A 13048-nucleotide genomic window follows, 5' to 3' on the forward strand; every position below is an offset into this window, starting at 1 on the left:
GGGCAGCAACCCTGCAGGGGAGGATTCCGGGTCATGCCCGGGCCACCCCGGGAGGATGTCAGGCCACGTACTCAATCTCGTGGCCGCGCAGGCGATCAATGCCCCGGCTGAGCCGGGTCAGGCCCAGGTTGACCGGGAACAGCACCAGGCTTTTCAGGGTGTCCCGCAGCATGATGGTCCGTGGGAGGCCGTCGTAGATATTCATATAGGCGCCCGCCATAGCCACAAAGGAACGCGACAGGTGCAGGTAATCGCTGCGAATGACAATGCCCAGTTGGTAGGTGTTTGACATCAGCTGCATGCTGGTCTGCATACGGCGGTGCAGGCCCGGCAGGCCTTCCCGCCAGAGGGTCAGTAGAATGTCGTCGGTGAGCGGGGAGACGTCCCGGCGGTTGAGGGTGTCCTGCAGCCGCTCAATAATCAGGTCGCGCCGTTCCCGGTTTTCTTCCGGCTGGGTGCTCATGTTGATGAGGATGTCGGCCAGGGCTTCGGGTTCTGCCACCAAGACATTGATCAGGTAATCCCGTACCAGCCCCCATTTACCCTGCATATCCACCGCGTTGCCCCAGTCGATCAGGTGCAGTTCGGCATCCGGTGAGACCATGATGTTACCGGGGTGGAGGTCGCCGTGGAGCTCGTTGTAAATGAAAATGTGCTCAAGCAGGGTGAACAGGAAGTTCTCCCCCAGAGTGCGCTGGAAACGACGGCGTTCACGGCCCTGAAGGTTGCGGATGGCTTCCTTGATGGACACGGCGTCATCCACATACTCCATTTCCAGAATACGGCTGGTGGAGAGGTAAACGTCGGGGACGTGCCAGACTTTCGCCTGGTTGGCGCGTTTGGCGAATCGTCTCTGGATGGCCGCTTCATCTTCGAAATTCAGTTCCTGCTCGAAGCCGCGGGTGAATTCCTTGACCTGATCTGACAGTGCATGCAGGAAAGGTAGCAGCTTGGAGTGGGGAGCCCAGAACTGACTGCTGACCAGCATCAGCTCAATGGCCAGGTTGCCCATCTGGAATTCTCGCTCCAGGTTGTGACGGGCAACTTTCACGATGATGGGCTGTAAACGTTCCACGCCATTGTCATCAACCACCGGTTTCTTGGCCAGGTACACCGAACCGATGGAGCCCGATCGCAGTGGCTTGTCGACGGCAAACTGGAAGTAGATTTCCGTAGGAAGTTTGCCAAAACAGTCGAGGAAGGCTTCGTTGACTTCATCCGGGGTCATCGGGTCGACGTCCTGCTGGAACACCTCCAGCTCCCGGGCGATTTCTTCCGGCAGGAAGTCGGCATTGGCAGCGGCAACCTGAGCCATCTTGATGAACAGCGGGCCGAACTCACGCACCATTCTGGCCACAATCTGGGCCTGGGTGGAGAAATCCTTCGGGTCGGTTTGCAGGAACGGCCGGATATAGCGGATGGCCTTGATCTGCCGGCGCAGGATTACCAGATCCCGGCGCAGCACCGTAACCTTGCGCCCCATGTCGGTCAGACCTTCCTGATTGGCCTTGCGGAGGTCCTTGAGGCGGTTGATCAGCTCGACAATCAGCGGTTCGTAAGTGCGCAGCACCAGCCGGATGATGTCCAGGTTAAGCTCGATCAGCCCTTTCAGTTCGGGCGCCGCCAGCAGCTCGTGGAAAAAGCCCCAGAATTCGTTAACGATGCTTTCCGGAACTTCAATCGGACTTCGGGTGACGACCTGACCCACCACAAACCGGATCAGGTTCTCGGTGGTGTCTTCGTTGGGAATCAGCCGGTATTTGCGCAGCGCACGGGTGAGGGTGCGGGACTGTTCATTCAGTGGGTGTTCGTACAACGAGGTAAACAGCTCGTCGAGGGCGAGCCCCAGCTGGTCGCGCTTGATCGGCTCGTTGTTCGCCAGCAGCGTCGCGACCGGCCAGAACGCCTGGGGGATTCTGATCGTTCTGGTGGTAAAGTTGCCGACACCACGGATCATGCTGCCCGTCCGGTCTTTGAGGGCCGGAAGGCTGATCTGAATGATTTTGTCTTGGTCCTGATTGGCCATGTTTTACGCTGATTGGGATAGGGGAAATGAAGTGGCTACTATGCCAGATTTAGTGTAGCCCGTGACGTTTTTTCGGGCCTAATTGCTAATGGTGGCGAATTCAAATTTGTGATCAGGCTGAAATTGCCCGGGTGTTCCGGGTGGCGTGTTGATACTCCGACTGCTGAGCCATCAAGGAGACCGTTTTGGACATGAACGATGACATTTGCCAGATTGATGACATCCTGGGGCCCTGGCAATCCGTTATTGGCAGGGATTTTCAGGGCTATCGCAATCATGTTGTGCGGATGGTCACGTTCTGCCAAAGGCTGAGAGTCTGTCGCCGAGAAGACGTACAGAAGCTGGTAATAGCCGGGTGTTTTCACGACATCGGCCTGTGGACCCGTGACACCCTGGATTATCTGCCGCCCTCGTTACCGCCGGCGGCGGAGTACCTGGCCGCGAATGGCCTGTCAGACTGGCTGCCGGAGATTGAGCAGATGATTCTGCTGCACCACAAGCTTCGTCCGGTTGAGGATGGGCTTTCACCATTGGTTGAATTGTTTCGCCAGGGGGACCTGGTGGACTTTTCCCTGGGTCGGGTGTGCTTCAGTCTGTCTCGTGCGGAAGTCCGGGAGGTTCAGGGGCAATACCCCAATGCGGGTTTTCACCGGATGCTGCTGCGTCGCTCATGGCGCTGGTTCCTCAGGCATCCGCTGAATCCCGCGCCAATGATGAAGTGGTAACCGGGACGGCTTCCCTGCTCAGGGTTATTGCCGGTCCCGCTGGTAACGCCCCGAGCGAATATCCTGCCAGCTGACGTTCCAGGGTGAGGATATCCACAGCAGGATCGCCTGCATCAGGCTCGGCGGCTGGAGAGCGGGCTCTGACGTAACTGGGGGCGTGTCCGAGTCCGTCCCTGATACTGTGGGCGATTCGCAGGGTGCCGGGTCAGCTGACGGGTCCGCCGGGTGGGCATCTGGCTGGGGCGACGGAGGAACCGGAACGGCCTGCTCGACAAAACTGGCCGCCTCAATCGGCAGCGGCAACTCGCTGATACTCAAGCCGGCCTGCAGATGCCGGAGATTGTCCTGGAGACCGGAGAGCATTTGGCTCATCAGCGTACGCATGGCTTCCGGCAGGTTCGCATTCCCCAGCAGGCGCCGAAGATCCTGCTCCATTTCACGCACCTGCCCGATCACCTGTTGGCGGCAGGCCTGCTCCTTGTCGGTGACGGTCTGGAGCTGCACCTCCAAACGGGCCCGGTCCAGCGGTAGCCGGAACTCCGGAACCTGCAGTCCCCGCTGTGACAGTAGTATGCGAACGGCCATGGCGGCCTGAACCAGCTCGCGGAGTTCGCCGGCATCGTGGACAGCGGTGGTCAGTGAGGTCAGCTCTGAGGGTGATTCTGCTGCCTGGATCTCCTCGATCACGGGCATTAACTGGCCGTAGAGGGCCCGCAAACGCCGGTCGAGGCTTTCCAGCCGGTGGTTGATGTCGTCGTCGGGCAGGGCGTGGATCTCATCGTCCAGCGACGCCAGCATGCTTTCGATAGCGGCCGGCTGATCCGGGCTGTGGGGAGTGAGCATCTGCGCGAGACTGTGTTTCAGACTCTCGATGACTGCCGTAACCCCGATCAGCTGTTGTAGCAGCTGCCGGCGCTGCTCCAGCTCCGCCAGCGCCTGGGTTGCTGTGTTCGCTGTAGGGCTCTCGCTCAAAGCCATCTCCTGTTGTTCCGGACGGGATCTGATTACAGTTTAAGGATTGATGCTGAGTATGCCAGGGTCGATTGGGCTAGAGTGCCCATCGATGCACGTGGCTATCGATTGTCGCCGGTCTTCGTGGTATATCAGCTGTCTTTCTGATTGGAAGGGACCGGTTTTACCTCCCGCCATTACGATGTGAGTATCAGTCTGGAGTGTTAGAAATGCCAAAAGCGAGTGAAATCAAAAAGAATTCTGCGGTTGAGTACGAAGGGCGGGTGTACTTCGTGAAGGACATTGAACGCTCCGTACCGCAGGGACGTGCCGGTGGCAGCCTCTATCGAATGCGCATGTACGATGTGGTCACCAACAACAAGCTGGACCAGACGTTCAAGGATTCGGACATGCTGAACCTGGCCGACCTGGTTCGCCGGCCCGCGACGTTCTCTTACGCCGATGGTGAAGAGTACGTATTTATGGACAGCGAAGACTACACCCAGTACGTACTCAACAAAGAAGCCATTGAAGACGAACTGCTGTTCATCACCGAAGACATTCAGGACCTGAAGGTTGTTCTGGTCAGCGACGCTCCGGTAGCGCTGGATCTGCCGACCACTGTGGATCTGGAAATCACCGAGACGGATCCGTCCATCAAGGGCGGCTCTGCCACCGCGCGGACGAAGCCGGCGACACTGTCCACCGGTCTGGTGGTGCAGGTGCCTGAGCACATCTCCACTGGGGACCGTGTCCGGGTAAACGTTGAAGACCGGAAGTTCCTCGGTCGGGCATGATCTCGCAGGGCGGGCGGCAGGCAGTCTGGAGGGGCTGCTGTCGGCCTGCCTCAAACCCATCCGCTTTGCTGGATGGCCATATAGGCGATCGTGCCTGCGCTGATGGACAACAGTGCATTGCCTCGCCAAAGATGTACCGCAATGACCAGCAGGCCCGGCACCATTGCATCCAGCCCGGGGAATGGTGCTTCCCAGTGGGCTGAACGCTGCAGGAATATGGTGGCCAGCAGTGCCATTACGGCCGCCGGCAGATAACGCCCCAGATGCTGTACCAGCGGGTGTTCGGTATGACGTTCAAAGAACAGGAACGGGATCACCCGGGTTGCAAAGGTCGCCAGGGCGGTAACCGCGACAAACGCTGTTATGTAGTAGGTTTCAGCCATGACAGTCCTGCCCCGCCTTCGCTGCCGTTTGCCGGGATCTCCGGTATTGGAGCAGCAACGCCAGTGTCGCCATCACAATGGCACCGATCAGTTGGTGTGCCGACGGTAACAGCATCATGGCCATTGCGGCAGCCACTGCGCCGATCCACACCGGAAAGTTCTCCCCCAGAGATCTGATGCCCAGGGAGCTGGCCCCGAGGGATTTGAGCTGCTCGATGGTCAGAACGATGAACAGCGCGACCAGGGCGAACTCGATGCCGGTACTGTCAAACGCCACGTTCTGGCCCAGCAATGCGCCGACACCGCAGCCGATGACCCAGTAAAGCTGGTTCAACGCACTGATGCGGAAATCCAGCCTTTGCTCCTGACGGAAGTTCTCGCCCCTGACTCGGCTGGTAAGCAGCGAGTAGGTTTCGTCGGTGAGCGCGAAAATCAGGTAGGCCTTGCGCCAGCCGGCACCGCGGAACTGGCCGAGCAGGGACAGGCCATAGAACAGATGGCGGGCGTTGAGCACAAACATCGCCACGAACACCTCGGCAAGGCCGGCGCTGGCGGCGAGCAGGCTGACAGCGAGTATCTGCCCCGCGCCTGCATACACAAATACTCCCATTAGCGGTGCAATCCACCAGGCGTAGTCAAGCTGGGTGGTAAAAAGCACCCCGAAAGCCATGCCAAGAGGGACATAGCCGAACAGTATTGGCAGAGTGAGCCTGAACGTGGGTCGTTGCATGGGTATCGGTAGCGGTTGGCAAGCGGGCGAGAATAGTCAATTTTCCGGGGCTTTGAAAGTGTCCTCCCGGACGAGAGCCGGGATGTAGGTGGAACTCCTGACCCCGGCGGCTATGCTTGTGGTGATGCCGGTCAGGGTTGTGGGCAGACGCTATCTACGTTGCAACATGGAAGGAGGCACTGGGTCATGGGGCAGACCGCATCAGCCAATCCGGCCGATATGGCCGCACGCCGCGAAGCGATGGTAGCCAATCAGGTGGCCGGTCGTGGTATTCGGACGCCGGCGATTCTTGATGCGATGACCTCGGTGCGGCGGGAAGCTTTTATGCCGCTGGATCTGCGGGAATTTGCCTACGATGACACCGCACTGTTGGTGGGGCCTGGGCAGTTGATGCCCCAGCCCTATCTGGTTGCCCTGATGATCGACGCGCTGGGTCTGGCTGGCGGCGAAACGGTGCTCGATGTCGGCGCTGGCTCCGGTTATCTGGCCGCGGTTCTGGCCAGAATGGCGGCTCGGGTGGTCAGCATTGAGCGTCAGCCCGCGTTGTGCGCCCGGGCCCGGAGTGTATTGGCTGAGGAGGGCGTCGACAATGTTGACGTGGTGCTCGGCGATGCTGCCACGGGGTGTCCTTCACAGGCGCCTTTTGATGCCATTCTGGTCACCAGCGGCAGCCCGAAACCTCCGCAGGCTCTGCTCCATCAACTGAAAGTTGGGGGGCGCCTGGTTATTCCCCTGGGCAGCAATGCCCGTATCCAGGAGCTGGTCTGCATCACCCGTGAGGGCGAGCAGGATTTTCGCTACAGCGACCTGGCCGACGTCAATTTCATGCCGTTGAGAGCCGCTTTTGGTTGGTCGTCGGAGGATCTCAGTGTCTGCACGCCGTTCGGCGAGTGGGTGCAGCGGGATCGTGAGACCTCGCTGTCCCAGCGCATTGCCGACGCTGCGCTGAGTTTTGACAGCGTGGACCAGATGCCGCTGGAAGGCTTGCTTGAACGGATTGGCGATTCACGGATTGTACTGCTGGGGGAGGCGAGCCACGGCTCCTCTGAGTTCTATCTGGCCCGGGCGCAGATCACCCGGGCCCTGATTGAGCAAAAGGGGTTTTCATTCGTGGCGATTGAAGGCGACTGGCCGGATGCTGCCCAGGTTGACCATTATGTGCGCCATGCCGAATACCCGGCGTCGGAGTGGACGGCGTTTGCCCGCTTTCCTACCTGGATGTGGCGTAACGAGGAGTTCCGTGGTTTTGTCGACTGGCTGCGCAGTCATAACGGGGGCCTGCCCGCCGAGCAGCGGGTGGCCTTTCACGGGCTGGACCTCTACAGCCTCTATAGCTCAATTCAGTCGATTCTGGAGTACCTCGATGAGGTGGATCCGGAAACCGCTGCCGTAGCCCGTGAACGCTATGGCTGTCTGACGCCCTATCAGTCTGATCCGGCGGCTTACTCGCGGGCGGCACTGAACCCTCACTACCACTCCTGTGAAGAGTCTGTGCTGGCAATGCTCAGCGAGATACAGCAGCGTCATCGTCATTACGCGGAACATGACGGTGACCGTTTCCTCAATACCGTGCAGAACGCCCGTTTGGTGGCCAATGCGGAGGAGTACTACCGAACCCTGTTTTATGGTTCCCGCAGTGCCTGGAACATGCGTGATACTCACATGTTTGAAACCCTGGAAAACCTGTTGCAACACCACCGTGAAGGCAGTCGCGTTGTGGTCTGGGCGCACAATTCACACGTCGGTGATTCCGACGCAACGGAGATGGCGTTACGGGGGGAGTTCAACATCGGGCGGCTTTGCCGGGCCCGCTATGGCCGTGAGGTGTACAGCATAGGCTTCGGCACATACAGTGGCACCGTCGCTGCTGCCTCGGACTGGAATCGACCCATGGAAATCAAGCAGGTACACCCGGCGCTGGAGGGCAGTATCGAGGCGCTGTGTCATCAATGCGGCGTTGCCCGTTTCCTGCTGCCCCTGCGTCAGGGTGACCCGATGTTGCTGAACGGATTGGCTACCCGCCACCTGGAACGGGCGATCGGAGTGATCTACCGTCCTGAAACTGAGCGTCAGAGCCATTACTTCGAGACCCGGCTTCCGGACCAGTTTGACGAGTACGTGTGGTTCGATGAGACCCGGGCGGTGACGCCACTGGTGACCGAGTCGCTCAGTGGCTGTCCGGATACCTATCCGTTTGGTGTTTAAGGGAGCCGGGGGAGTGTTACGCCCGTTGTGAAATCCGGAACTCCGCCACCATTGCCTGCAGTTCCGCGGCCAGTCGGGCCAGGTCGTTACTTCCTTGGGCCGTGTGATCGGCACCGGTACGGGTCTGTTCTGCGACTTCCACAATGTGGGTAAGGTTGGCGTTCACCTGATCAGCGGCAACGGATTGTTGCTCCGCGGCACTGGCGATCTGAGTGCCCATGCTGGTGATGTGCTCGACGGCACCGCCAATGCGCTCAAGGATGTCGGCCACCTCGATCACCTGATCCCGGCTCAGTTCTACCTCATGCTGGCCGCTTTCCATGGCGGTGACGGCCTTTTCACTCTGCGATTGCAGGGCGCTGACCATGGCTTCGATTTCCTCAGTGGAATCCTGGGTGCGGCGAGCCAGCGAGCGCACCTCGTCGGCCACCACGGCAAAGCCACGACCCTGATCGCCGGCCCTGGCGGCCTCGATTGCGGCGTTCAGTGCCAGCAGGTTGGTCTGCTCGGCAATCTCGTTGATGACCTGGATCACGCGGCCAATGGACTGACTCTGCTCGGCCAGACTGCGGATTGCATCAGCCACCTGGGTGACCTCGGTGGATAATGCTTCCAGGCGACGCCGGTTGTCCTGCCCTTTTTGGCGGCCTTCTTCGGATAACTCGTCGGCATTGCCGGCGGCGGACTGGGCTTCGCTGGCGCTGCGGGCTACATCCTGGCTGGCGGCGCTCATCTGATGCATGGCCGTTGCGACCTGATCGGTCTGTTCAGCCTGGGCGGCAATGGACTGCTGGGTCTGGCTGCTGACCGCTGACATCTCCTCGGCGGCTGAGGCCACCTCCGCCGTGGCGCCGGAGAGGCGTTGAACCAGGCTGTCCATCTTCTGCAGCATATTGTTGAGTGCAGACGAGGTATCCGAGATTTCGTCAGTGCCGGTGACATCGAGTCGCAGAGACAGGTCTGAGTTATCCGCGATGCGATTGATCATCTGCTGGAGGTTGTGGATCGGTTGCGATATCGAGCGCCCGATCAGCAGGCCCAGTGTCAGCATCACGACCAGCAATGCTGCTGTGCCAATGACAAAGACCGAAACCGTCACCGCATGAACTTCCGTCGTGTGATCACGGATGACGGCGGCTTCCCGCAATTGAAGCTGCATCAGTTCGTCAATTTTTGCGGTCACCGGATCAATGGTACGGTAGAGCGGGCCATCAATCGCATTCAGCCGGCCGGAAGGGCTGCCATTCACCCCGGCCAGCACCTCCAACGCTTCTGCAATCACTTCGTCCGCCGAGCGAAGTGCGCGTTCGGTTTCAGCAACCAGGCGCTGTTCTTCCGCCGTCAGTTCATTCTCAGTGTAGTGGCTCCATTCCTGATGGATGGTGTCATTGGCCTGGCGGATGTTGTTGGCGGCCTCATTGCCTGAGATCAGTCCGGCGTTGGCCTTGTTGACGGCGTCGATGATGAACACCGCGTAGCTGTCAGAAATGGTCTTTAGCTGTTTCAGTGGCACCACCCGGTTGTCGTACAGGCTGGTGACATTTTTCTCGGCGGTATTGAACGCACTCCAGCCATACAGCGTGATGGCAATGATCGCCAGGACCGGAACGGCATAGGACAACAGCAGACGGGATCGGATCTTGATTCTGTTTAACACCGTTTTCTTCCTGATCGGTTGATGTCTGGCCCCGAACCCGGGGAAAAGCGATCGGTCACCCTGGCGTAGTGGCAGTGCACGCTGCCGGAGCAGGGACGTATCCGCGCTGACTTGATTGATTATCGGCACCGCAAAACAAAAGTTTAGGGCTGTTGGGCAATTCCTGGCGGGGCAAAAAAGAACACACTGTCACGATAATGTCATGCTAAAGTCGCAAAATTGCACAGATGTACAAATCTTAATCTCTCAAGCAGTGGGATAACGCATGGATCATCGACGCAGAAACATTCTCAAGGGCCTGGCGGCCACTTCCTTAGGCACAACGCTGGCAGGTTGTATCGGCTCCTCCGGTGGTGATTCCGGGGACTCACCGGTGGATGGATCGGTCGATGGTTCGGGTGATTTACCCGGTGATGACACCCGCAATCCGGTCGTCGTGGCTTTTGAACATGGGGTCGCGTCCGGGGACCCGCTGGCGGATCGGGTGATTCTCTGGACCCGGGTCACGCCAACCGAGGCGTTGCCCCGTCAAGTAGGGCCAGTGACCGTACAACTTGTCGTTGCCCGCGACGCGCAGATGACCGACGTCGTTCATCGCTATCAGGCGGAGACCGGCATCGAACGGGATTTCTGCGTCAAGGTCGATGCCGATGGCCTGCAATCCGATAGCTGGTACTACTACCAATTCAGTGTTGGCCATGTTCGTTCTCCCATTGGTCGTACCCGGACCTTTCCCGCCGCGGGGGCCGCTGCTGAGCGCAGCCGGTTTGCGGTGGTCTCCTGTTCCAATTATGCCTACGGGCTGTTTTCGGTTTACCGGGCAGTGGCTCAGCAGAGCGATCTGGATTTTGTCCTGCACCTTGGTGACTACGTCTACGAGTACGGTCCCGGCGAATACGGTGATTACCCCGGCCGTGAGCCCCTGCCTGCCCATGAAATGATTACCCTGGATGACTATCGTCAGCGCCACGCCCAGTACAAGGCCGAGGAGGAATTACAAGGCGTGCATCGTCAGTTTCCCTTGATCTGTATCTGGGATGACCACGAACTGGCCAACGATACCTACCGCGATGGTGCGGAGAATCATACTGAAGCCAGTGAAGGCAGCTGGCAGGACCGGCGCGTTGCTGCGGTTCGTGCCTACTTCGAGTGGATGCCGGTCAGGCAACTGCCCATGAACAACGAACGGCTCTGGCGCCAGTTTGCCTTTGGTGATCTGATCGACCTGTTCATGATGGATACCCGTCTGGAAGGTCGCGATGTGCAGGTCGACAGCCCGCTGTCGGTGGATCGCAGTAACCCGGATCGCCGCCTGGTCAGTGAAGAGCAGATGCAGTGGCTGCAGGGCGGTCTGACGGGGTCATCGGCCCACTGGCGGTTTATCGGCCAGCAGGTGATGTTTGCTGAACTCAATATTGCCCGCACGGTAGTGGAGGCGGGGACGTTAGGACTGCCTGCACCGGACGCCCTCAATGACCAGTTGGTGGTCCTGAACGTGGACCAGTGGGACGGCTATGTGGCGGATCGCGATCGTATCCTTCAGACCCTGGATGACAACGGCATTGATAACACGGTGATCCTGACCGGTGATATCCATACTTCCTGGGCGAACGAAATCTACGTCGACAATTCGCTGATCGGCAATGTGCTGACCTCGCCGGTCGCTGCGGAATTTGTGGCGCCGTCGGTGACGTCGCCAGGTCTTGAAGAACCCCTGGGCGAGCCGGGTGCTGACTTGGCGGCGGTCGCTGTTTCTCTGGTTAACCCTCACATGAAGTATGTCGAGCTGAAATCCCGCGGTTTTGTGCTGATGGATGTCACCCGGGAGCGGGCTCAGGCGGAGTACTACTACGTGGCCAGCATCTCAGAGCCTGATCGTATGGGGGAGCTGGACGCCGCGAAAACCAAAGTGGTCGGTGTTGACAGTGGCAGCAGCCGGATCTACGAAGATCGCCAGCTGTCTTTCCCGCGCGCGGTGCGAACGGCGCTGTTTAATCCCAGGATTCAGGACCAGATTGGTTAATTGGAGACGATCATGTCGAAGAAGTCGGATATTCAACAGGTCCAGAAGCATCTCGTTTCCCTGGACGGCCAGAGCCGTCGGGCCTTTTTGCGTGCCATGTTCTACACCGCCGGAGCGGTGGGCTCGGCGTCATGGCTGGTGGGCTGTGGTGGCGGCGACAGCGTGCAGGGTGACAGTCTGACGCCGACGCCGGCAGACCCGGTCACTCCGGTGGTACCGACACCGCCGCCGGAAGAGCCGGGGCTGGTTGGCCGGTTTGCTGACCTCGGGCCGCTGGAAGATCCCGATATCTACGGTGTGCGTTCGCCGGCCGGGTTCACCACCCGTGTTGTCGCGATCAATAACGAGCTGCCCCAGCCCAACGGCATGGCAGCCGCCAGCCCCACTCCCGGGGGGATAGGCAACCGGCCGTGGCACATCTTCCCCGACGGCGCCGGTGTGGTGCCGCGGGACAACGGCGGCTGGATTTACATCAGCAACAGTGAAGTACCGGGGATTGGCTCACTTGGCTTCACCTTCCCGGCACTTTCTGGGCTGACCAACATTATTGAACAATTCACGCCGGGTCTGGCCCAGGTCGGTACGCTGGTGTTTGATCCGGATGGCACCATTGTCGATTCCTACACCATCCTTACCGGTACCACCTTCAACTGCGCTGGGTGTGTCACGCCCTGGAAAACCTGGCTGTCCTGCGAGGAGTTTCCCAATGGTCAGGTCTGGGAGTGCGATCCATTCCAGGCCGGTGAAGGGCTGGCGCGGCCGACGTTGGGGTTTTTCTCCCACGAAGCGGTGGCCATCGACCCCAACGAGCGCCTGCTGTACCTGACCGAAGATATGCCCGATGGCCGGTTCTACCGTTGGGTACCGGACCCTGCTGACTGGCCGGAAGGTGCTGAGCGTGCAGCGCTGCAGGCTGGCCGCCTGCAGGTTATGGCGGTCGGAGGTGATGGTGTGGAGGGCGCGTTGACATCGCCGCAGCCGATCACCTGGATCGACGCCCGGAACCCGCACCTGCCGCAAAATGAGCACCGGATTGCCGAATCTACCGCGTTCGACGGTGGCGAAGGGGTCTGGTACTTCAATGGCATCGTCTATTTTGCCACCAAGGGTGACAACCGTATCTGGGCTGTCGACATTGCCGCCCAGACCGTTGAGATTATCTATGATCTGGCAACCGCCGAAGCGCCGAATAATATCCTTTCCGGCGTCGACAACCTGTTTGTCACCAACCAGGGCGATGTGCTGGTAGCCGAAGACGGCGGCGACATGCAGATCGTGGCGATTCTTCCCGACCGGACGCTGAAGCCGATTGTGCAGGTTGTTGGTCAGGACGCGTCGGAAATTGCCGGGGTCGCGTTCTCGCCGGATGGCCGTCGCATGTATTTTACCTCGGACCGCGGTGGCCGTAATGGCTTTGGTGGTTTCACCAACGGACTTGGCATGGTGTACGAGGTATTGCTGCCAGACTCGCTTTGAGCCTGGCTGAACGTCGGCAGTTACTGTCGGGGCAGGGTGTTTGTTAAACGTGGTAAAATGTCACGTTTATAGCGG

The 13048-nt window shown here is 59.5% G+C and carries 10 protein-coding genes; 5 read left to right on the forward strand and 5 right to left on the reverse strand.

Going from position 1 to position 13048, the window contains the following annotated elements; all coding sequences use genetic code 11:
* Positions 1-58: 58 nt before the first annotated feature.
* On the reverse strand, positions 59-2026 hold the full coding sequence (locus tag BLV11_RS03030) for an AarF/UbiB family protein (protein WP_091811483.1): 1968 nt from the start codon (positions 2024-2026) through the stop codon (positions 59-61).
* Positions 2027-2217: 191 nt separating this feature from the next.
* Here BLV11_RS03030 and BLV11_RS03035 point away from each other — a divergent pair, with 191 nt between their 5' ends.
* Positions 2218-2751 carry an HD domain-containing protein gene (locus tag BLV11_RS03035; RefSeq protein ID WP_091811484.1) on the forward strand — a complete coding sequence of 178 codons (534 nt, stop codon included), beginning with the start codon at positions 2218-2220 and terminating at the stop codon, positions 2749-2751.
* 24 nt (positions 2752-2775) lie between these two features.
* Here BLV11_RS03035 and BLV11_RS03040 read toward each other — a convergent pair whose 3' ends face one another.
* Positions 2776-3723 (reverse strand): hypothetical protein, encoded by a 948-nt coding sequence (locus tag BLV11_RS03040; protein ID WP_139173200.1) that lies wholly within the window; start codon positions 3721-3723, stop codon positions 2776-2778.
* Between the two features lie 209 nt (positions 3724-3932).
* Here BLV11_RS03040 and efpL point away from each other — a divergent pair, with 209 nt between their 5' ends.
* Entirely contained in the window at positions 3933-4499 is a 567-nt protein-coding gene (gene efpL, locus BLV11_RS03045; protein WP_091811486.1) for an elongation factor P-like protein EfpL, read from the forward strand.
* A 50-nt stretch (positions 4500-4549) separates the two neighbouring features.
* Here the strand turns inward: efpL and BLV11_RS03050 are convergent, their stop codons facing one another.
* Entirely contained in the window at positions 4550-4882 is a 333-nt protein-coding gene (locus tag BLV11_RS03050) for a branched-chain amino acid transporter permease (protein ID WP_091811487.1), read from the reverse strand.
* The gene (locus tag BLV11_RS03055; protein WP_091811488.1) at positions 4875-5612 is read right to left on the reverse strand and encodes an AzlC family ABC transporter permease; all 738 of its coding nucleotides are present in this window, start codon (positions 5610-5612) and stop codon (positions 4875-4877) included. The genes BLV11_RS03050 and BLV11_RS03055 overlap by 8 nt, the downstream gene beginning before the upstream one ends.
* A gap of 186 nt (positions 5613-5798) precedes the next feature.
* On the opposite strand from BLV11_RS03055, the gene BLV11_RS03060 reads away from it, so the two are divergent.
* Complete coding sequence (locus BLV11_RS03060) at positions 5799-7817, forward strand: protein-L-isoaspartate(D-aspartate) O-methyltransferase (protein ID WP_091811489.1); 2019 nt, start codon at positions 5799-5801, stop codon at positions 7815-7817.
* 16 nt (positions 7818-7833) lie between these two features.
* Here BLV11_RS03060 and BLV11_RS03065 read toward each other — a convergent pair whose 3' ends face one another.
* On the reverse strand, positions 7834-9474 hold the full coding sequence (locus tag BLV11_RS03065; protein ID WP_175528266.1) for a methyl-accepting chemotaxis protein: 1641 nt from the start codon (positions 9472-9474) through the stop codon (positions 7834-7836).
* Between the two features lie 265 nt (positions 9475-9739).
* On the opposite strand from BLV11_RS03065, the gene BLV11_RS03070 reads away from it, so the two are divergent.
* Both BLV11_RS03070 and BLV11_RS03075 read left to right on the forward strand, forming a co-directional pair.
* Positions 9740-11497, forward strand: coding sequence for an alkaline phosphatase D family protein (locus BLV11_RS03070; protein ID WP_091811491.1), 1758 nt, complete (start codon positions 9740-9742; stop codon positions 11495-11497).
* A gap of 12 nt (positions 11498-11509) precedes the next feature.
* The gene (locus BLV11_RS03075; RefSeq protein WP_217634526.1) at positions 11510-12973 is read left to right on the forward strand and encodes an alkaline phosphatase PhoX; all 1464 of its coding nucleotides are present in this window, start codon (positions 11510-11512) and stop codon (positions 12971-12973) included.
* Positions 12974-13048: the final 75 nt, after the last annotated feature.

It is taken from the genome of Marinobacter mobilis (assembly GCF_900106945.1).
Taxonomy (GTDB): Bacteria; Pseudomonadota; Gammaproteobacteria; order Pseudomonadales; family Oleiphilaceae; genus Marinobacter; species Marinobacter mobilis.